Source organism: Mycobacterium marinum (assembly GCF_003391395.1).
GTDB lineage: Bacteria > Actinomycetota > Actinomycetes > Mycobacteriales > Mycobacteriaceae > Mycobacterium > Mycobacterium marinum.
Genome location: NZ_CP024190.1, coordinates 2,437,384 through 2,457,684, shown reverse-complemented (window position 1 = coordinate 2,457,684; position 20,301 = coordinate 2,437,384). Strand labels below are relative to the sequence as shown.

The following is a 20,301-nucleotide window of genomic DNA, read 5'->3' as shown; positions in this document are numbered from 1 at the left end:
TAGGTATCGCCCGCGGCGTACCTTTCATACCCGAAAACTCACCCTTGCAGGTTATCGAGTCATGGGGCCGGATCTAGCCCCAATCCGACACCGAATGTTCGCCCCGACCGCGACGCTTGCGGGTGCGATCCGGTCGGTCAGGCTTCGAACTCGTCGTCGCTGTCGACGACCCGCCGGTTTCCCCGGCCGCTGTCCACCCAGCGCAGCACCGGAAGCTGCGGGAACTGGGGAAGCTCCCAGCGGCGCGCGGGCAAGTCCGTGACATCGCCCAGCGAGCGCACCACCGCCTGGGTCAGACCCATGATGGCGGCCATCACGGGAAGCAACGGCTGTAGCGGCCTGGCCGCGGTACGAACCGTGCTGATCCGGCGGGCCAGGATCAGCCGCTCGACCGAGTGGTACAGCCAGGCACCCACACCCAGGGCGTAGATCGACAGTGCGGAGGCGACGATGGCCCACCCGTAGGCGGCGCATATGACCGCGCCGAGGATCACCGCCGCTGCCATCCAGGCCGCGACCACGACACGCAACTCGAGCCTGCTCATCAACACGATCCCTGGTTTTCCGGCAGACGCGCCGATTCATCCGGGACCGCCTGCCGGACCGCCGCGGCGGCCGCCCGAATCTGCGGCGTCACCAGCATGACCTGTCCCAGCACACCGTTGACGAAGCTCGGCGAGTCGTCGGTGGACAATTCCTTGGCCAGCTCGACTGCTTCATCGACGGCGACCGGTTCGGGCACGTCGTCGGCATACAACAGTTCCCACACCGCGACTCGCAGGATGGCACGATCCACGGCCGGCAACCGGTCCAGCGTCCAGCCCTGCAGATGCGACGTGATCAGGTCGTCGATGTGAGCGGCGTGCTCGTCAATCCCGCGCGCCACCGCCGCCGTGTACGGGTGCAGCGGCGCCACGTCCGGCTTCGTCTCGGCCAGCTCGGTGCGCAGGTCCGCGATCTCGCCCGGGCCCAGGCCGCGCGCCTCAGCCTCGAACATCAGGTCCACCGCACGCTTGCGGGCCTGGTGACGTCCTTTAACCGGTTTGCCCGGCCTTCCCTCAGGCATACTCAGGCGTTGACCCTGCCCAGGTAGCTGCCGTCACGCGAATCCACCTTCAGCTTGTCCCCGGTGTTGATGAACAGCGGCACGTTGATCTGGGCGCCCGTCTCCAGGGTGGCCGGCTTGGTGCCGGCGCTGGAGCGGTCGCCCTGCAAACCCGGCTCGGTATGGGTGACCACGATCTCGACGGTCACCGGCAGCTCGATGTACAACGGCGCTCCGTCGTGAAACGCCACCTGCACCGGCATGCCCTCCAGCAGGAATCGGGCGGCATCTCCCACCAGCGACTCCGGCAATGGGTGCTGCTCGTAGTCCTGGCTGTCCATGAACACGAAGTCGGAGCCATCGCGGTAGAGGTAGGTGGTGTCACGCCGGTCGACGGTGGCGGTCTCCACCTTCACGCCGGCGTTGTAGGTCTTGTCGACGACCTTGCCCGAGAGCACGTTCTTGAGCTTGGTGCGCACGAATGCCGGACCCTTACCGGGCTTAACGTGCTGGAATTCCACGATGGACCACAGCTGTCCATCGATCTGCAGAACAAGTCCGTTCTTGAAGTCAGCAGTGCTCGCCACGATAGGTAAATCTCCTACAAGATGGTCAGTTCCTTCGGGAACCGGGTCAACAATTCCGGGGTCTGCGCGGCGCTTCTCGGTGTCTTCGGGCCCCCATTGGGCACTACCAACGTGTCCTCGATGCGGACACCGCCGCGGCCGGGCAAATAAACGCCGGGCTCCACGGTAACCACGGAGCCCGCCAGTAGTGTACCGACGGATGTGGCTCCGATGCCCGGTGCTTCGTGTATCTGCAGGCCAACACCGTGTCCCAGGCCGTGACCGAAGTTATCTCCATGCCCCGCGTCGACGATCATTTGTCGCGCGGCACCGTCCACGCCGCGCAACTCGGCGCCCGCAGACAATGCCTCTCGACCGGCCTTTTGCGCCGCTGCGACCAGCTCGTAGATCTCCAACTGCCAGTCGGCCGCCTTGTCCAGCACGAAGGTGCGGGTCATGTCCGAGTGATAGCCGGCAACCAGCGCACCGAAGTCGATCTTGACGAAATCGCCCTTGGCCAGCACCGCGTCGGTAGGCCGGTGGTGTGGGATGGCCGAGTTCGGCCCGGCAGCCACGATCGTCTCGAACGACACGGCGTCGGCACCATGGTCGAGCATCAGGCCCTCGAGATCGCGGGCCACCTCGCGCTCGGTACGGCCCGGCCGCAGCCCGCCACGCTTGATCAAGTCCGACAGCGCGGCGTCCGCCGCCTCGCACGCCAGCCGCAATAACGCAAGCTCACCGGCATCTTTGATCTCGCGCAGTGCCTCCACGGTGCCGGAGGCGCGGACCAACTCGGTGTTGGTGTCCGCCAGCGCACCCGTGAGCGCATCAAAGCCGTCCACCGTGACCACATGGCTTTCGAAGCCCAACCGGCCGACACCATCATCGGCAGCCCGACAGCTCAGGTGTCGCCCGATGGCGCGTTCGATGGTCACCTCGAGGTCCGGCGCCTGATGGGCGGCCTGCGTGCGGTATCGACCGTCGGTGGCCAGCACGGCTTCGCGCTCGTCGGCGAATACCAGCAACGCACCGTTGGATCCGCTGAACCCGGAGAGATATCGCACATTGATCAAATCGGTGACCAGCATCGCGTCCAGTCCGGCGGCACTGATTTTAGATTTGAGGTTGTGTCGACGCTGGGAATGTGTCACGACCCTTGACGGTACTCGCTACGCTGACCATTCATGACTAACTGGATGCTGCGTGGACTAGCGTTCGCCGCCGCGATGGTCGTTCTCCGCCTCTTCCAGGGGGCCTTGATCAACGCATGGCAGACGCAAGCCGGACTGATAAGCCTGGTTTTGCTGCTGCTGTACGTCATCGCCGTCGTTGTGTGGGGCACACTCGACGGCCGTGCCGACGCCAAGGCGAATCCGGACCCCGATCGCCGCGCAGATCTGGCCATGACCTGGCTGGTTGCCGGCCTAGTGGCCGGTGTCCTCAGCGGCGCGGTCGCCTGGATCATCTCGTTGTTCTACAAGGGCGTCTATGTCGGCGGGCTGATCAACGAGGTTACGACGTTTGCCGCTTTCACCGCATTGATCATCTTCCTGCCGGGAATCTCCGGCGTGGCCGTGGGCAGGTGGCGCGTGGACCGGAAGTTCGAGAAGACACCGGAGAAACACCACGGCCTCGGTGTCAAGCACGACCGCGCCGACACCGACGTGTTCGCCGCGGTGCGCGCCGACGACAGTCCTACCGGGGAGATGCCGGTGGCTTCCAACCAGGCGCAGGCAACGGCTCCCACCGCGGTTGCCACCGTCGAACGCGATGCCCCGACCGAGGTGATCGCCACCACCGAGCAAGAGTCACCGACCGAGGTGATCCGCACGGCCGAGCCGGAGGCAAAAACCGAGACGATCGCCACCACCGAAAGTGAGGCGAGCACCGAGGTGATCCAGCTCGACGAGGACGAGACCAAGACGGACGAAGTGCCGAAAAAGAAGAAGGACTAGTCGCTGGCTTCGGCTTCTTCGGGGGTTAGGAGGAGCTGGCCAGGTACCGCAGGGCCAGCAGGTAACCCTGGATGCCCAGCCCGACGATCACCCCGGTTGCGACCGGGCTCAGGTAGGAGTGGCGTCGGAACTCCTCGCGGGCATGGACATTTGAGATGTGCACCTCGATCAGCGGCGCGCTCAATTCCGCACAGGCGTCGCGCAGCGCCACCGAGGTGTGCGTCAACCCGCCGGCATTGAGGATCACGGGCTGGCCGGCGTCGGCGGCCCGATGAATCCAGTCCAGCAGTTCCGCTTCACTATCACTTTGCCGAACAACCGCCTGCAGTCCCAGCCCGGCGGCCTCCCGCTCGATCAGGGCGGCGAGTTCGGCGTGCGTGGTGCTGCCGTAGACGTCGGGCTCACGCCGGCCCAGCCGGCCCAGGTTGGGACCATTGAGAACGTTGACGACGGTCATCCGCTCACTCATGGGGCACAGATTCCCGCGTAGGCGGTCACCAACAACCCCGGATCCGGACCCACCATCCGTCCCGGCTTGGCCAGCCCGTCGAGCACCACGAACCGCAGCACTCCGGCCCGGGTCTTCTTGTCGCCGGTCATGAATTCCAGCAACTGCGGCAGCGCATCGGCGTCGTAGCTGACCGGCAGACCCAGCGCCGACAGGATGGTGCGATGACGCAGCGCCGTGGCGTCGTCGAGGCGCCCGGAAAGCCGGGCGAGTTCGGCCGCGAAGACCAGACCCACCGACACCGCGGCACCGTGTCGCCACTGATAACGCTCCCGGCGCTCGATCGCATGAGCCAAAGTGTGTCCGTAGTTGAGGATTTCGCGCAGCTCGGATTCTTTCTCGTCGGCCGCGACAACTTCCGCCTTGACCGCAATCGAACGCCGGATCAATTCCGGCATCACATCGCCGGACGGATCCAATGCGGCCTGCGGATCGGCTTCGATGAGGTCCAGGATCACCGGATCGGCGATGAAGCCCGCCTTGACCACTTCGGCCATCCCACAGACGATTTCGTTCTGCGGCAAGGTCTGCAGCGTGGCCAGGTCGGCGAGCACCGCGAGCGGCTGGTGGAAGGCTCCGACCAGGTTCTTGCCGGCGTCGGTGTTGATACCGGTCTTGCCTCCGACGGCCGCATCGACCATGCCCAGCAACGTGGTTGGCACGTGCACGATCGAGACACCACGCAGCCAGGTGGCGGCCGCGAACCCGGCGACGTCGGTGGCCGCGCCGCCACCCAGGCTCACCAGAGCGTCCTTTCGCCCGATCCCGATGCGCCCCAGCACTTCCCAGATGAATCCCACAACCGGCAGCTCCTTACCGGCCTCGGCGTCGGGGATCTCGATGCGGTGCGCGTCGACGCCCTTGTCGGCAAGGTGGTTACGGATGGCCTCGGCGGTCTCGGTCAGCACCGGCTGATGCAGGATGGCGACCTTGTGCCGGCCGGCGAGCAGTTCCTCCAGCTCGGTCAGCAACCCGGTACCGATCACCACCGGGTACGGCGGGTCGACGGCCACCTGCACGGTGACCGGTTCTTTTTTGTCGCTCATGTGGCGGCCCCGCTGGCGGTGGAGGAGGGACTCGTGTTCGGTGTGGGGTCGTCCAGGCGCGACATGATGTAGCGCACCACCGCACCGGGATTGCGGCGATTGGTGTCGACACGAATGGCCGACACCCGCCGATACAACGGAATCCGCTGGGACATCAGCGCGCGGAACTTCTCCGCCCGATCGGGCCCGGCCAACAGCGGCCGTACGTTGCTGCCGCCGGTGCGGCGCACCCCTTCGGCGGCACTGATCTCCAGGTAGACGACGGTGTGACCGTCCAGCGCCGAGCGAACCCCGGGGCTGGTGACCGCGCCGCCGCCCAGCGACAGCACTCCGTCATGATCGGCTAAAGCCGCGCGCACCACTTCCTCCTCGATACGTCGGAACTCCTCTTCCCCGTCGGTGGCGAAGATCTCGGCAATGCTGCGCCCGGCCTGCTGCTCAATCGCCGCATCGGTGTCGAGCAGACTCACTCCAAGCGCCTTGGCCAGCCGACGCCCGATGGTCGACTTGCCGGAACCCGGCAATCCCACCAATACCGCTTTGGGTGCCATCGTGGCGCCTAACCCCGGATGGCCCGGGCCCGGGCGGCCGGTGCTTCCCGGTCAGCAACGCTGCGCTGATACGCCTCGATGTTGCGGCGGGTCTCGGCCAGCGAATCGCCACCGAATTTCTCCAGCGTCACTCTGGCCAGCACCAGCGCCACCATGGTCTCGACCACCACTGCCGCGGCCGGCACGGCGCACACGTCGGAACGCTGATGGATGGCGACGGCTTCATCGCCGGTGGCTAGGTCAACGGTGGCCAGCGCCTTGGGGACGGTGGAGATGGGCTTCATCGCCGCACGCACCCGCAGCGGCTGGCCATTGGTCATCCCGCCTTCCAGACCCCCGGCCCGGTTGGTGGAGCGCACCACACCGTCGGTGCCGGGGTACATCTCGTCGTGGGCGCGACTACCGCGACGACGCGCGGTCTCGAACCCGTCACCGATCTCCACGCCCTTGATGGCCTGGATGCCCATCACCGCCGCGGCGAGCTGGCTGTCCAGCCGGTTCTCACCGCTGGTGAACGACCCCAGCCCCACCGGCAGCCCCAGCGCTACCACCTCGACGACGCCGCCGAGGGTGTCGCCGTCCTTCTTGGCCGCCTCGATCTCGGCGATCATGGATTTTTCGGCTTGCCCGTCGAACGCACGCACCGGGCTGGCGTCGATGGCGGGTAGGTCCTCGGGCTGCGGCGGCGGGCCGTCGTAGGGCGCCGACGCGCCGATCGAGACGACGTGCGACAGCACTTCCACGCCCAGGGCCTGACGCAGGAAGGCCCGCGCTACGGTGCCCGCGGCGACTCGGGCGGCGGTCTCGCGGGCACTAGCCCGTTCCAGCACCGGCCGGGCGTCATCGAAGCCGTACTTGAGCATGCCCGCATAGTCGGCATGACCCGGCCGCGGCCGGGTCAGCGGCGCGTTGCGGGCGGAATTCTCCAGCTCGGCCGCGGCGGCCGGGTCCAGCGGGTCGGCCGCCATCACGGCTTCCCACTTCGGCCATTCGGTGTTACCGATCTCGATCGCGATCGGGCCGCCCAGCGTGCTGCCGTGGCGTATTCCGGAGAGCACGGTCACCGCGTCACGCTCGAACGCCATCCGGGCGCCACGTCCGTAGCCGAGCCGGCGGCGGGCCAACTGATCGGCGATCTCCGTCGAGGTGACCTCTACCCCGGCAACCATTCCATCGACCAGGGCCACCAATGCACGGCCATGGGATTCCCCCGCAGTTATCCAGCGCAACACCTGAACATCTTCCCACGATGGCGGTGCACGCCCGGCCATGGCTCGGCTGCCGGCCGCCCGAACCGGCCGGGCCCAACTTACCCGAGCAGCGCCAGCCCGGCGGCCACGGCGGTCGCCAGGCACATCGACGGACCGTGCGGCACGGCCAGGGCACCGGTGCGCAGCCGTGCGCCGACCGCCCACAGCGCAGTCATCAGCGGGGCCGCCAACGCCGCCAGGAACCACACCTCGACCCCGAGCGAGCCGGCCAGAGCACCCAGACCGATCGCCAGTTTCACGTCGCCGGCACCCAGCGCGGCTGGAGCCAGCAGATGCACCAGCAGGTAGACACTTGTCAGCGCGGCCGACCCGGCCAGTGCCGCCGTCCCCCGCCCGGCCACCAGGGCACCGAGCAGCATCGCGCCCGCGCCGGGCAGCGTGAAAAGGTTGGGCAGCCGCCGATGTCGAATGTCGGTGTAGCTCAACACCAGCAGCCAGGCCACCACGACGGCCACTACCGGGCTTCGGATCACCAGCCACATTCCCAGGCAGGCTAATCCAGCGCCTCCAATGCGCAAGTCATCGCCGCACGGGGGGCGGGTAACCCGGTGAATTGCTCCACCTGGGCGAATGCCTGATGCAAAAGCATGTGCAGGCCACTGATCACCCGGCCACCCGCGGCGGCCACGGCGGCTGCCAGCGGTGTCGGCCACGGGTTGTAGATCGCATCCAGCACCACCGGGACCGTGGCGAAGGTGGCCGCGTAACGTGACGCCACCTCGGCCGGAATGGTGCTGACCAGCGCCGCCGCGGATGCGGCCCGCTCGCCCAGCTCGGGGTCATCCAGTCCGCAGAACCGGCTGGCCACCCCGAGCCGGGCGCCCAGGTCGACCAATCGGGCGGCTTTGTCCGCGTTGCGCGCCGCGATCGTGATCTCTGTGACGCCGAGTTCGGCCAGCCCCACCACGGCTGCCGGTGCGGTGCCGCCCGAACCGCAGACAATGGCCGGTCCGGATGCCTGCCCCAGCGCCCCCGCGACACCGTCGATGTCGGTGTTGTCTGCCCGCCACCCGCGTGGGGTGCGGACCAGGGTGTTGGCCGATCCAACCAGCTCGGCGCGGGCGGTGTGCTCGTCGGCAAACTGCAACGCGGCGAACTTGCCCGGCATGGTCACCGATACGCCGACCCACTCCGGCCCGAAACCACCCACCACCGCGGGCAATTGCGCGGCGTCGCACTCGATCCGCTGGTATGTCCAGTCGGTCAGGCCCAGCGCCCGGTAGGCGGCCAGATGCAGCTGCGGGGACCGCGAATGAGCGATCGGCGAACCGAGGACGGCCGCTTTCCTACCGCGCGGTGGTTGATTGTGCTCCTGGCCGCTGCTCATCGCGCGCTATCGAGGACACCGTTACGTTTGGCCAGCTCGATATTCGCCAGGTGTTGCTGGTAGTCCCTGGTGAACAGCGTCGTGCCTTGGCTATCGATGGTGACGAAGTACAACCAGTCCCCGGGTTGCGGATGTTCGGCCGCGTGCAGCGCTTCGACCCCGGGCGAGCAGATCGCGGTGGCCGGCAACCCTTCGGACATGTAGGTGTTCCACGGAGTCCGCATCGCGCGGTCGGCGTCGCTGGTGGCCACCTCGCGACGATCCAGCGAGTAGTTCACCGTGGAGTCGAACTCGAGGGCGCGGTGCTCGTTGAGGCGGTTGTAGATGACCCGCGCGACTTTCGGGAAATCTTGGGCGTTGGACTCCTGCTGCACCAACGACGCCACCACCAGAATGTCGTAGGGCGACAGGCCCAGCGACTTGGCGTTGTCCACCAAACCGGATTTCAAGTACTCCACGGCACCGGCGCTGATCAGCGAGGCCAGGATCTTGTCCGCCGATCCCGCGGGATCGATGTTGAAGGTCCCCGGGGCGATCAGGCCCTCGATCCGGCGATGATCAGCGCCGAGTTCGAGCACCGGTTCGACGGCCCACGACGGCACCGCCAACGCGGCGGGCGTGCTCTTGGTCGCCGCCGTACGCAAGTCGGCCATCGAGATGCAGTGCTTCTTGCCGTCCAGGTCCACGCACGTGGCACGCGAAATCAAGGTCAGAATGCCGGGCGTCACCACATTGGTCTTCATGTCGGTGGTGTCGTCGAGCTGACGGCCCTCCGGGATGACCAGCTTGCCGACGCGGTTCTTGGGGTCCGCGAGCCGGGCGACCGCATCGGCCGCCGGGATCTCGGTGCGCACCAGGTAGAAGCCCGGCTGGATCGCCGCGATCACGGCGTTGCCGTGGGCCGCGTCCACGAATGCCCGCACCGTGGCGACCACGTGGTTGTTGTACAACGTTTCGCCGACCGCGGTGGTGGAGTCGCCCGGGCTGATGTGGATGACGACGTCGCGCTTGCCCGGACCGGCGTAGTCACCGCCGGTGCCGAGCATGACATTCCATAGCTTGGTGCCGAAGACGACGACCACCACCACGAACACGACCAGCAGTCCGAAGACGAATGCCCCGAGGACGCGCCGCCGCCGGCGTCGGTTGTGTTGTTCGCGATTGCGCTTGAGCCGGTCAACCCGGCTCATCCGGTGCCGGTTGGGCCCCACCGCGACCGGCTCAGCCCGCGACCGATACACATCCTCAGCCATCGGCGCGGCCCCCGGCCAGGGTGCGCCGCTGGTCCAGCCAGGCCTGCAGGATCGCTACCGCCGCGGCCTGGTCGATCACCGCACGCTGATTTTTGGCCCGGACACCCGCCTCGCGCAGCGATCGCTGCGCACTGACGGTGGTCAGCCGTTCGTCGGCAAGCCGCACCGGTATCGGAGCCACCCGCGCCGCCAGCTCGTCAGCCAGGTCGATCGCGTCCTGCGCCGAGGAGCCGATGCGGTCGGCCAGGGTCCGCGGCAGGCCGACGATGACCTCGACCGCCTCCGTTTCACCGACCAGCGTGGCCAGCCGACGCAGGTGCTTGCCGGAGCGCTCGCGCCGCACCGTTTCCAGCGGAGTCGCCAGGATGCCATCCGGATCGCTGGACGCCACCCCGATGCGCACCGTTCCCACATCGATACCCAAGCGTCGGCCTCGGCCCGTCCCGGGTTCGAGGCCCTCTGGATCACCGGGCCGGTCGGGCGAGCGGTGCGATGCGGCGACCACTCAACCGACCCGCGCTATCTCTGCACGTAATGCTTCGAGCGCGGCGTCGATGCCAGCCGGTTTCTTTCCCGACCCCTGGGCCAGGTCCGCTTTGCCGCCACCGCGGCCGTCGACTGCCGTTGCCAGGTGTTTGATCAGTTCATTGGCGCCGAGGCCGAGTCCCTGGGCGGCCTGGTTGGCCGCGACCGCATAGGGCACGGTGGAGGCCTCTCCCCCAGCCGGGGCGGCGATCAGCGCCACCACCGCGGGGTCGCTGCCCAGCTTGCCGCGGATGTCGCCGACCAGGGTGCGCAGGTCCGCCGGCGTCATCTCGCTGGACATGCGCTGCGCCACCAGCCGGACGTTGCCGATGCGCTCAGCGCCGGCGGCGGCGTTGACCGCGGCCGCCCGCACACTGGCGAGCCGAGCACGCTCGAGTTCCTTCTCGGCGGCCTTGAGCCGCTCGACCAGGCTGGCCACTCGGGCCGGGACCTCTTCGGACGGCACCTTCAGTGACGAGGCGAGCCCGGCCATCAGGGCGCGCTCCTTGGCCAGGTGGCGGAAGGAGTCCAGGCCGACGTAGGCCTCCACCCGCCGCACCCCCGAGCCAATCGAGGACTCGCCCAGGATCGTCACCGGACCGATCTGCGCCGAGGTGGCTACGTGGGTACCGCCGCAGAGCTCGATCGAGAACGGCCCGCCGATCTCGACCACCCGGACTTCGTCCGGATAGCTTTCGCCGAAGAGCGCCATCGCGCCCATGGCCTTGGCCTTCTCCAGCTGCTCGGTGAAGGTGTGCACGGCGAAATCGGCTTGCACCGCTTGATTGGTGACTTCTTCGATTTGGCCCCGCTGCTCTTCGGTGAGCGGACCCTGCCAGTTGAAGTCGAATCGCAGGTAACCGGGACGGTTCAGGGACCCGGCCTGTACCGCGTTGGGCCCCAGCACCTGCCGTAGGGCGGCATGCACCATGTGGGTGCCCGAATGGCCCTGGGTAGCGCCCTTGCGCCAGCCCGCGTCCGCGGCCGCGACGACACCGTCGCCCTCGACGAATTCCCCGGATTCGACGTTGACCCGGTGTAGCCAGAGGGTCTTGGCGATCTTCTGGACATCGGTCACCGCCGCGCGGGCGCTGCTGCCCGACCCCGTTCCGCTGATGGTTCCGACGTCGGCGATCTGGCCGCCCGACTCGGCGTACAGCGGGGTGCGGTCCAGCACCAGCTCCACCCGATCGGCGTCGACGGCCTGGCCGTGGGCCACCACCGGAACCCGCTTGCCGTCGACGAAGATGCCCAGGATCCGCGCTTCGGAGGTGAGCTCATCGAACCCGGTGAACTCGGTAGGTCCGGCATCGACCAGTTCACGGTAGGCCGTCAGGTCGGCGTGGGCATGTTTGCGCGCGGCCGCGTCGGCCTTGGCCCGCCGGCGCTGCTGCGCCATCAGTTCGCGGAAGCCGCCCTCGTCCACCGTCAGGCCGGCTTCGGAGGCCATCTCCAGGGTCAGCTCGATCGGGAATCCATAGGTGTCATGCAGGGTGAACGCGTCCGAACCGGACACCACGCTGACACCGGAGGACCTGGTGGCGCCGGCCACCTCGTCGAACAGCCGCGAGCCCGACGCCAGCGTGCGGTTGAACGCGGTCTCTTCGGCAACGGCGATGCGGTTGATCCGGTCGAAGTCGCTGGCCAATTCGGGATAGGAGGGCCCCATCGCATCGCGCACGGTGGCCATCAGATCTCCGACGATCGCGGTGTCGATGTTGAGCAGCTTGGCCGACCGGATGACGCGGCGCAGCAGTCTGCGCAACACGTAGCCGCGGCCGTCGTTGCCGGGGCTCACCCCGTCGGCGATCAGGATCGCGGCGGTGCGACTGTGGTCGGCGATGATCCGGTAGCGCACATCGTCAGCGTGATTGCCCTGGTCATAACCGCGGGGCGCGCGGGCGGCAACCAAGTCGATGATCGGGCGCAGCAGATCGGTCTCGTAGACGTTGGGCACCCCCTGCAGGATCAGCGCGACGCGCTCCACACCCATCCCGGTGTCGATGTTCTTACGAGGCAACGGGCCGAGGATCTCGTAGTCCTCTTTGGTGGTTCCCTCGCCCCGCTCGTTCTGCATGAACACGAGGTTCCAGATCTCGAGGTAGCGGTCCTCGTTGACGACGGGGCCGCCCTCGGGCCCGTAGTCCGGGCCCCGGTCGTAGTAGATCTCCGACGACGGCCCGCAGGGACCGGGAATGCCCATCGACCAGTAGTTGTCGGCCATGCCGCGGCGCTGGATCCGATCGGCCGGCAGACCGGCCACTTCACGCCACAAGCCAGCGGCCTCGTCGTCGTCGAGGTAGACGGTGGCCCAGAGCTTCTCCGGGTCCAGCCCGTAACCCCCGTCGGCGACGCTGTTGGTCAGCAGCGCCCAGGCAAGTTCGATCGCCCCGCGTTTGAAGTAGTCACCGAACGAGAAATTGCCGGCCATCTGAAAGAACGTGTTGTGCCGGGTGGTGATGCCCACCTCGTCGATATCGGGGGTACGTATGCACTTCTGGATGCTGGTGGCCGTCGCATACGGCGGGGTGCGCTGTCCGAGGAAGAACGGCACGAACTGCACCATGCCCGCGTTGACGAACAACAGGTTGGGGTCATCGAGTATCACCGAAGCGCTGGGCACCTCGGTGTGACCCGCCTTCACGAAATGATCAAGGAACCGCTTCCTGATCTCGTGTGTTTGCACCGTCGTTGTTTCCTTAAGTTTCCTTGGTTTTTCTCTAGCAGAGATCGATTGCCAGCCTATTCGCCGGACTATTAGAAGGCTGTCCAAAGACGCATTCCGGGTCCGCTCAGCCTTCCACCTAGCCTTCCAGGAAGCTCAGCCGGACCGACCGCCGCGGGTTGTCCTGATTCAGGTCGACCAGAACGACGCTTTGCCAGATACCCAACAGCGGCTCGCCCGACGACACCGGCACCGTCACCGACGGCGACACCAGGGCCGGCAACACGTGATCGGCACCGTGCCCGCGCGACCCATGCGCGTGGCGGTAGCGGTCGTCGCGCGGCAGCAATGTCTGCAGGGTGTCGACCAGGTCGTGGTCGGAACCGGCGCCCGTCTCGATGATGGCGACACCCGCCGTCGCGTGCGGGACGAAAACGTTGCACAGCCCATCACCATGGTTGGCGCAGAAGGCCCGCACCGCGTCGGTGAGATCGACGGTGCGGCGACGCGATGTGTCAACGTCGAGGACATCGGTATCCATCCAGACCAGCCTACGGTGGGCGCTCGGCGACCTGCCAATCCGTTCCCTCCCGCCGCACCATCGCCACGATCGCCCGTGAGCTGGTGGGCGGATCCCCCCGAGATCTCCCGAGATCCCCTCAGGTCATTGCCAGGCCGAATCGGCAGGAGGAAGGTAATTGGTGGGACCGGTGGCGCCACCGGGGCGCCGCCCCGACAGAGGAGGGGCCGATCGTGTACGCACGCTCCACCACCATCCAGGCGCAACCCTTGTCGGTCGACATCGGAATTGCCCATGTTCGCGATGTCGTCATGCCCGCTCTGCAGGCGATCGACGGTTACGTCGGGTTGTCACTGCTGGTCGACCGCCAGTCCGGCACCTGCATCGCGACCAGCGCGTGGGAGACCTTGCAGGCCATGCGCTCGAGCGCACCGGCGGTGGCTCCCATCCGGGACCGGGCCGCGATGATGTTCTCCGGCAATGCGCGGGTCGAGGAATGGGACATCGCCATGCTGCACCGTGACCACCGTTCCCGGCAGGGTGCATGCGTGCGGGCCACCTGGCTCAAGGTGGTGCCGGATCAGATCGAGCGATCCCTGGACTTCTACGGGATGTACGTGTTGCCCGAGCTGGAGGGCCTGGACGGGTTCTGCAGCGCCAGCCTGATGGTCGATCACCCGGCCTGCCGGCGTGCGGTCTCGTGCGCCACCTTCGACACCATGGAGGCGATGGCGCGAAACCGCGATCAGGCTTCCGAACTGCGCAGCAGGCGGGTCCGTGAATTGGGCGCCGAGGTGCTGGACGTGGCCGAGTTCGAGCTGGCGATCGCTCACCTGCGGGTGCCCGAGCTGGTCTGAGTGGGCTGAGGCCGCTATTGCGGCAGGGCAACGCTCGCCAACCGGTCAGCCACGCTTTCGGCGGATGATGGCCCGCAGCCGCTCCAGGCGGCCGCCGATCTCGCGTTCGCCGCCGCGGCCGGTCGGCCGGTAATAGTTGGTGCCCACCAATTCGTCGGGCGGATACTGTTGGGCCACCACGCCGTCCGGGTCGTCATGGGAGTACTTGTAGCCCTGTGCGTGGCCCAGCGCGGCCGCCCCGGAGTAGTGCCCATCGCGTAGGTGTGGCGGCACCAGGCCGGCCTTGCCCGCCTTGATATCGGCCATCGCCGCGGCCAGCGCGGTGGTGACCGCATTCGACTTCGGCGCGGTCGCCAGATGGATGGTGGCGTGCGCCAGCGTTAGCTGCGCCTCGGGCATGCCGATCAGGGCAACCGTCTGCGCGGCGGCCGCCGCGGTCGGAAGCGCCGTCGGATCCGCCAGGCCGATGTCCTCGCTGGCCAGGATCATCAGGCGGCGGGCGACGAACCTGGGGTCTTCACCGGCCACCAGCATCCGAGCCAGGTAATGCAGCGCGGCGTCGACATCGGAGCCCCGCACCGACTTGATGAAGGCGCTGACCACGTCGTAGTGCTGGTCACCGTCACGGTCATAGCGGACCGCGGCCTTGTCCAGCGACTGCTCGATGATCTCGACGCTTACCCCGGACCCGGCCGCCTGGGCCGCCTCGGCCGCCACCTCCAGCGCGGTCAGCGCGCGGCGCGCGTCACCGGCCGACAATTGCACCAGCAGGTCGGCGGCATCGGGGGCGATCGCGACTCGCCCACCAAGCCCGCGTGGATCCTGTGCCGCGCGCTGCACGACCGCGCGAATGTCGTCGGCGCCCAGCGGGTGCAACTGCAGAATCAGCGATCGCGACAGCAACGGGGCGACCACCGAGAAGGACGGGTTCTCGGTGGTCGCGGCCACCAGCAACACCACCCGGTTCTCGACCGCGGACAGCAGGGCGTCCTGCTGGGTCTTGGAGAACCGGTGCACCTCGTCGATGAACAGCACCGTCTGCTCGCCGCGACGGAGCACCTGCCGGGCAGTCTCTATCACCGCCCGCACATCCTTGACTCCGGCCGACAACGCCGACAGCGCCTCGAACCTTCGTCCGGTGGCGTGCGAGATCAACGCCGCCAGCGTCGTCTTCCCGCTACCTGGCGGGCCATAGAGGATCACCGAGGCGACGCCGGAGCCCTCCACCAGCCGGCGCAGCGGCGCACCCGGGGCAAGCAAGTGGCCCTGCCCCACCACTTCGTCCAGCGACTCCGGGCGCATCCGCACCGCCAGCGGCGCGCCGGTCGACACTTCCAGACCATGATCGCTGTGTTGCGGTGCGCCGGGCAGGTCGAACAGACCGTCGGACACGGGTTCAGACATACCACTTCGCAATATCGCCAGTTGAGCCGCATCACCGGTTGAGCAGCACATCCGAGGGGATGCGCCGGAGCCGATTACCAGCGCTGCGCCGCCAATGCGCGCGCCTGCCACACATATTTGCTAAGTTCCGGTTTGCTTGATTCGCCCGTGCGCACCGCGCGGGCGAACTACCGAAGCACTTAGGACAGCGATGAGCCAGCCGCCAGAAAATCCGGGCAATCAGGCCGACCCCCAGGGCGGCGATCAGAGCACTCCGGGCTACCCGCCACCACCGAACTACGGCACGCCTCCACCGCCTCCCCCGCCGGGTTACGGCGCACCACCGGCCGGGCCTCCCGGCTACGGCGCCCCGCCCCCGCCTCCTGGTTACGGCACCCCACCACCGCCTCCGCCTCCGGGTTACGGCCAGGCGCCGGGCGGGTACGCGCCCCCGGGGTACAACCCGCCGCCACCCCCGCCTCCCGGCTACGGCCCACCGCCGGCCGGTTACCCGGCCCAGCCGGGATTCGGCGGCCCGGCCAAGCCGCCCTTCAGCGTGGGCGAAGCCATCAACTGGGCGTGGAACCGGTTCACCCAGAACGCCATGGCACTGGTGGTTCCGATCGTCATCTACGGCTTGATCCTGAGCGCTGTTGGCGGCGTGATGGTCGGGCTCTTCTTCGCTTTCTCCGACCGCACCAGCACGACCTATACCGACGCCTACGGCAACACTTCGGAAACCGTGAACATGACCATGAGCCCGCTGGCGAGCATCGTGATGTTCATCGGCTACCTGGCCGTGTTCGCGGTGGTGCTGTTCATGCACGCCGGTATCACCACGGGCTGCCTGGACATCGCCGACGGAAAGCCGGTGACCATCGGATCGTTCTTCAAACCGCGCAACCTCGGCACGGTCATCCTCACCGGCCTGCTGGTGATCGTCCTGACCGCGATCGGCTCGGTGCTGTGCATCATTCCCGGCCTGATTTTCGGCTTCCTGGCGCAGTTCGCGATCATCGCCGCCGTGGACCGATCGCTGTCGCCGATCGATTCCATCAAGTCCAGTATCGCGACGGTTCGGGCCGAACTCGGTAACACCGCGTTGTCCTGGCTGGTGCAGTACGCGGTGGTGCTCGCCGGTGAGCTGCTATGTTTTGTCGGCATGCTCGTCGGCATTCCGGTTGCCTCGCTCATCCAGACCTACACCTGGCGCAAGCTGTCCGGTGGCCATGTTGTCGAGCTGAGCCAGCCCGGGCCTCCGGCGGGTCTGCCGCCCGGTCCGCCCCCAGGGGCGCCGCCGGGACCGCAGTTCGGGTAGGACCCCGGTCCACCCCGCAACACCAACCGTAAAGCCACCGAAACGCCGTTGTTACACGCGACGGCGTGACGCTGCCCATGGCCGTCAAGCCCACGGCGACACCGAATTTCGAAGCGCTGCGGGCAGCAGAGTCTTGTGATGGGATCAGCTTCTATGAGCATCAAAGTTGCGCTGGAGCACCGCACCAGTTACACCTTTGACAAGCTGGTGCAGGTTTATCCGCACGTCGTGCGGCTGCGCCCAGCACCGCACTCGCGCACCCCCATCGAGGCCTATTCGTTGCGGGTCGAGCCAACCGAACACTTCGTCAACTGGCAGCAGGACGCGCTGGGAAATTTCATGGCCCGGCTGGTCTTTCCCAAACCGATGCGACACCTGACCATCACCGTCGGGCTGATCGCCGACCTGAAGGTGATCAACCCGTTCGACTTCTTCATCGAAGAATGGGCCGAAATTTGGCCGACCGAAGGCCTGACCTACCCCAAGGCACTGGCCGAGGACCTCAAACCCTACTTGCGGCCCGTCGACGAAAGCGGCGAAGAATCCGGCCCCGGGGACCTGGTTCGGGCTTGGGTGGCCAACTTCAGCGTGCCCGAGGGCACCCGCACCATCGACTTCCTGGTTGCGATCAACCATGCGGTCAACGCCGACGTCGGGTACAGCGTGCGTATGGAACCCGGTGTGCAGACGCCCGATTTCACGTTGCGCACCGGCATCGGATCGTGCCGCGACTCGGCGTGGTTGTTGGTGTCGATCCTGCGCCAATTCGGGTTGGCTGCCCGGTTTGTGTCGGGCTATCTGGTGCAGCTGGCCTCCGACATCGAGGCGCTCGACGGGCCCTCGGGCCCGGCGGCCGACTTCACCGACCTGCACGCCTGGACCGAGGTCTACATTCCCGGCGCGGGCTGGATCGGGTTGGACCCGACGTCGGGGCTGTTCGCCGGTGAGGGCCACATCCCGCTCGCAGCCACGCCCCACCCCGCCAGCGCGGCTCCGATCAGCGGCGGTACCGGCGTGTGCAACACGGTGCTGGAGTTCTCCAACACCGTCACTCGCGTCCATGAAGACCCACGGGTCACTCTGCCCTACACCGATGAGGCGTGGCAGACGATCTGCGACGTAGGCCGCCGTGTGGACGAACGCCTGGCCGCCGGTGACGTCCGGCTGACCATGGGCGGCGAGCCCACGTTCGTGTCGGTGGACAACCAGACCGACAAGGAGTGGCGCACCGCGGCCGACGGTCCGCACAAGCGATCGCGGGCATCCGATCTGGCCGCTCGCCTCAAGGCCCGCTGGGCTCCTGAGGGGCTGGTCCAACGCAGCCAGGGCCGGTGGTATCCCGGAGAGCCATTGCCACGCTGGCAGATTGCACTGTATCGGCGCACGGATGGACGCCCCCTGTGGACGGACCCCACGCTGCTGGCCGATCCCTGGCTGGACCCGCCGACTCCGGTCGATTCCGACGCCGCCTACCAGGTGCTCAGCGCATTCGCCGAGGGAATGGGACTGCCCCTGTCGCAGGTACGCCCGGCCTACGAGGACCCGCTGGCGCGGCTGGCGGCCACGGTGCGACTGCCGTCCGGCGACCCCGTCGATCCGATTGACGACCTCGACCCCGAAACCGACTCCGACACCCCCGCCGGCCGTGCCGAGCTATTGGCCCGCCTCGACGCCTCAGTCACATCCGCGGCCGCCCACGTGCTCCCCCTGCACCGCCGCGAGGACGGTTCGGGCTGGGCCAGCGCAGACTGGCGGCTGCGCCGCGGCCGGCTGGTCTTGATCGAAGGGGATTCACCGGCCGGGCTGCGACTGCCCCTGAACTCGATCAGCTGGCAACCGCCGCGGACATCCTTTGACGTCGACCCGGTGACGGTGGGGTACGCACTGCCGGAACCCGCCACCGCCGAGGCCGTGGATGCGGTGCTCGACGACTCGGAAAACGCGCCGCCGACCGCCATCGTCGCCGAAGTTCGCGACGGGCTGTTGTACATCTTCATCCCGCCCACCGAAGCGCTTGAAGACTTCGTAGACCTCGTCACCCGCATCGAGGCCGCGGCGGCGAAGGCCAACTGCCCGCTGGTGCTCGAGGGCTACGGCCCACCACCGGACCCGCGGCTGGAATCGACGACGATCACCCCCGACCCGGGAGTCATCGAGGTCAACGTCGCACCGACCGCCAGCTTCGAAGAACAGCGCCAGCAACTGGAAACGCTGTATGAAGAGGCCCGGCTCGCCCGGCTCTCCACCGAGTCGTTCGATGTGGACGGATCTCACGGCGGCACCGGTGGCGGCAATCACATCACCCTGGGCGGCGTCACACCCAAGGACTCGCCACTGCTGCGCCGCCCGGATTTGCTCGTGTCCCTGCTGACCTACTGGCAGCGGCACCCGTCGCTGTCCTACGTGTTCGCCGGGCGCTTTGTCGGCACCACCTCCCAGGCGCCGCGAGTCGACGAGGGCCGCGCCGAAGCGCTGTACGAGCTGGAGATTGCATTCGCCGAAATCGCTCGGCTGTCGGCCGGCGGTGCGGCCAAACCCTGGGTGACCGACCGGGCGCTGCGCCATCTGCTGACCGACATCACCGGCAACACCCACCGCGCCGAGTTCTGCATCGACAAGCTCTACAGTCCCGAAGGCACCCGCGGCAGGCTTGGGCTGCTGGAGCTGCGAGGTTTCGAGATGCCGCCGCATCTGCGCATGGCGATGGTGCAGTCGTTGCTGGTGCGTTCGCTGGTGGCGTGGTTCTGGGAGCAACCACTGCGCGCTCCGCTGATCCGCCACGGCGCTAACCTGCATGGGCGATATCTGTTGCCGCACTTTTTGATTCACGACATCGCCGACGTGGCCGCCGACTTGCGCGCGAACGGCATCGCGTTCGAGACCAGCTGGCTGGACCCATTCACCGAATTCCGCTTCCCGCGCATTGGCACCGCCGTCTTCGACGGTGTGGAGATCGAGCTGCGCGGGGCAATCGAGCCCTGGAACACCCTTGGCGAGGAGTCCACCGCCAGCGGCACTGCCCGTTACGTCGACTCATCGGTCGAGCGCCTCCAGATCCGCGTGATCGGCGCCGACCGCCACCGCTACGTGGTCACCTGCAACGGCTATCCGGTGCCGCTGCTGGCCACCGACAACCCTGATGTGCACGTCGGTGGGGTGCGATTCAAGGCCTGGCAGCCGCCCAGCGCGCTGCACCCGACCATCTCGGCCGACGGTCCGTTGCAGTTCGAACTCATCGACCTGACCGCCGGAACCTCGCGCGGCGGGTGCACGTATCACGTCACCCATCCCGGCGGGCTCGCCTACGACGAGCCACCCGTCAACGCTGTCACAGCGGAGTCACGCCGCGCCCGCCGTTTCGAGGCAACCGGCTTCACTCCGGGCAAACTCGACTTGTCCGATATCCGGGAAAAGCAGGCCCGGATGTTCACCGATATCGGCGCGCCTGGCATCCTCGACCTGCGACGCGTGCGTACCGTGCAACAGTAATGGTCCTGCAAAACCGGCA

At 67.5% G+C, this 20,301-nt stretch carries 19 protein-coding genes; 4 read left to right on the top strand and 15 right to left on the bottom strand.

Going from position 1 to position 20,301, the window contains the following annotated elements; genetic code table 11:
• Positions 1-137: 137 nt before the first annotated feature.
• The 4 genes from CCUG20998_RS10435 to CCUG20998_RS10420 are packed head-to-tail and all read right to left on the bottom strand — an operon-like array spanning position 138 to position 2,765.
• On the bottom strand, positions 138-545 hold the full coding sequence (locus tag CCUG20998_RS10435; RefSeq protein WP_012393948.1) for a hypothetical protein: 408 nt from the start codon (positions 543-545) through the stop codon (positions 138-140).
• Positions 545-1,066, bottom strand: a complete 522-nt coding sequence (nusB, locus tag CCUG20998_RS10430; protein ID WP_036449785.1) for a transcription antitermination factor NusB — start codon at positions 1,064-1,066, stop codon at positions 545-547. The genes CCUG20998_RS10435 and nusB overlap by 1 nt, the downstream gene beginning before the upstream one ends.
• 2 nt (positions 1,067-1,068) lie before the next feature.
• Positions 1,069-1,632, bottom strand: coding sequence for an elongation factor P (efp, locus tag CCUG20998_RS10425; protein ID WP_020728536.1), 564 nt, complete (start codon positions 1,630-1,632; stop codon positions 1,069-1,071).
• A gap of 14 nt (positions 1,633-1,646) precedes the next feature.
• A complete protein-coding gene (locus tag CCUG20998_RS10420; protein ID WP_020728535.1) occupies positions 1,647-2,765 on the bottom strand; it encodes a M24 family metallopeptidase in 1,119 nt (372 codons plus the stop codon).
• A gap of 33 nt (positions 2,766-2,798) precedes the next feature.
• Between CCUG20998_RS10420 and CCUG20998_RS10415 the strand changes: the two genes are divergently transcribed.
• On the top strand, positions 2,799-3,569 hold the full coding sequence (locus tag CCUG20998_RS10415; RefSeq protein WP_036455530.1) for a B-4DMT family transporter: 771 nt from the start codon (positions 2,799-2,801) through the stop codon (positions 3,567-3,569).
• Positions 3,570-3,594: 25 nt separating this feature from the next.
• Here CCUG20998_RS10415 and aroQ read toward each other — a convergent pair whose 3' ends face one another.
• The 10 genes from aroQ to CCUG20998_RS10365 all read right to left on the bottom strand — a co-directional run bounded on the left by aroQ (position 3,595) and on the right by CCUG20998_RS10365 (position 13,256).
• Positions 3,595-4,038, bottom strand: coding sequence for a type II 3-dehydroquinate dehydratase (gene aroQ / locus CCUG20998_RS10410; protein WP_020728533.1), 444 nt, complete (start codon positions 4,036-4,038; stop codon positions 3,595-3,597).
• On the bottom strand, positions 4,035-5,123 hold the full coding sequence (aroB, locus tag CCUG20998_RS10405) for a 3-dehydroquinate synthase (protein ID WP_020728532.1): 1,089 nt from the start codon (positions 5,121-5,123) through the stop codon (positions 4,035-4,037). The genes aroQ and aroB overlap by 4 nt, the downstream gene beginning before the upstream one ends.
• Entirely contained in the window at positions 5,120-5,674 is a 555-nt protein-coding gene (locus CCUG20998_RS10400) for a shikimate kinase (RefSeq protein ID WP_020728531.1), read from the bottom strand. Before CCUG20998_RS10400 ends, aroB begins: the two co-directional genes overlap by 4 nt.
• 8 nt (positions 5,675-5,682) lie before the next feature.
• Positions 5,683-6,906: a chorismate synthase gene (gene aroC / locus CCUG20998_RS10395; RefSeq protein WP_015355840.1), complete on the bottom strand. Its 1,224-nt coding sequence runs from the start codon at positions 6,904-6,906 to the stop codon at positions 5,683-5,685.
• 77 nt (positions 6,907-6,983) lie between these two features.
• The gene (locus CCUG20998_RS10390) at positions 6,984-7,427 is read right to left on the bottom strand and encodes a prepilin peptidase (protein ID WP_020728529.1); all 444 of its coding nucleotides are present in this window, start codon (positions 7,425-7,427) and stop codon (positions 6,984-6,986) included.
• Positions 7,428-7,438: 11 nt separating this feature from the next.
• Positions 7,439-8,272 (bottom strand): shikimate dehydrogenase, encoded by an 834-nt coding sequence (locus tag CCUG20998_RS10385; protein WP_020728528.1) that lies wholly within the window; start codon positions 8,270-8,272, stop codon positions 7,439-7,441.
• A complete protein-coding gene (gene mltG / locus CCUG20998_RS10380) occupies positions 8,269-9,525 on the bottom strand; it encodes an endolytic transglycosylase MltG (RefSeq protein WP_020728527.1) in 1,257 nt (418 codons plus the stop codon). The genes CCUG20998_RS10385 and mltG overlap by 4 nt, the downstream gene beginning before the upstream one ends.
• The gene (ruvX, locus tag CCUG20998_RS10375) at positions 9,518-10,030 is read right to left on the bottom strand and encodes a Holliday junction resolvase RuvX (protein ID WP_011739856.1); all 513 of its coding nucleotides are present in this window, start codon (positions 10,028-10,030) and stop codon (positions 9,518-9,520) included. Before ruvX ends, mltG begins: the two co-directional genes overlap by 8 nt.
• Positions 10,031-12,736: an alanine--tRNA ligase gene (gene alaS, locus CCUG20998_RS10370; RefSeq protein WP_020728526.1), complete on the bottom strand. Its 2,706-nt coding sequence runs from the start codon at positions 12,734-12,736 to the stop codon at positions 10,031-10,033.
• Positions 12,737-12,854: 118 nt separating this feature from the next.
• Complete coding sequence (locus CCUG20998_RS10365; RefSeq protein WP_012393935.1) at positions 12,855-13,256, bottom strand: secondary thiamine-phosphate synthase enzyme YjbQ; 402 nt, start codon at positions 13,254-13,256, stop codon at positions 12,855-12,857.
• Between the two features lie 212 nt (positions 13,257-13,468).
• Between CCUG20998_RS10365 and CCUG20998_RS10360 the strand changes: the two genes are divergently transcribed.
• Positions 13,469-14,092 (top strand): hypothetical protein, encoded by a 624-nt coding sequence (locus CCUG20998_RS10360; RefSeq protein ID WP_020724914.1) that lies wholly within the window; start codon positions 13,469-13,471, stop codon positions 14,090-14,092.
• Between the two features lie 45 nt (positions 14,093-14,137).
• Here CCUG20998_RS10360 and CCUG20998_RS10355 read toward each other — a convergent pair whose 3' ends face one another.
• Positions 14,138-15,496 (bottom strand): replication-associated recombination protein A, encoded by a 1,359-nt coding sequence (locus CCUG20998_RS10355; RefSeq protein ID WP_036455838.1) that lies wholly within the window; start codon positions 15,494-15,496, stop codon positions 14,138-14,140.
• A 190-nt stretch (positions 15,497-15,686) separates the two neighbouring features.
• Here CCUG20998_RS10355 and CCUG20998_RS10350 point away from each other — a divergent pair, with 190 nt between their 5' ends.
• Both CCUG20998_RS10350 and CCUG20998_RS10345 read left to right on the top strand, forming a co-directional pair.
• Positions 15,687-16,793: a membrane protein gene (locus tag CCUG20998_RS10350; protein ID WP_036455525.1), complete on the top strand. Its 1,107-nt coding sequence runs from the start codon at positions 15,687-15,689 to the stop codon at positions 16,791-16,793.
• A 153-nt stretch (positions 16,794-16,946) separates the two neighbouring features.
• Entirely contained in the window at positions 16,947-20,282 is a 3,336-nt protein-coding gene (locus tag CCUG20998_RS10345) for a transglutaminase family protein (RefSeq protein ID WP_020728523.1), read from the top strand.
• Positions 20,283-20,301 lie beyond the last annotated feature (19 nt).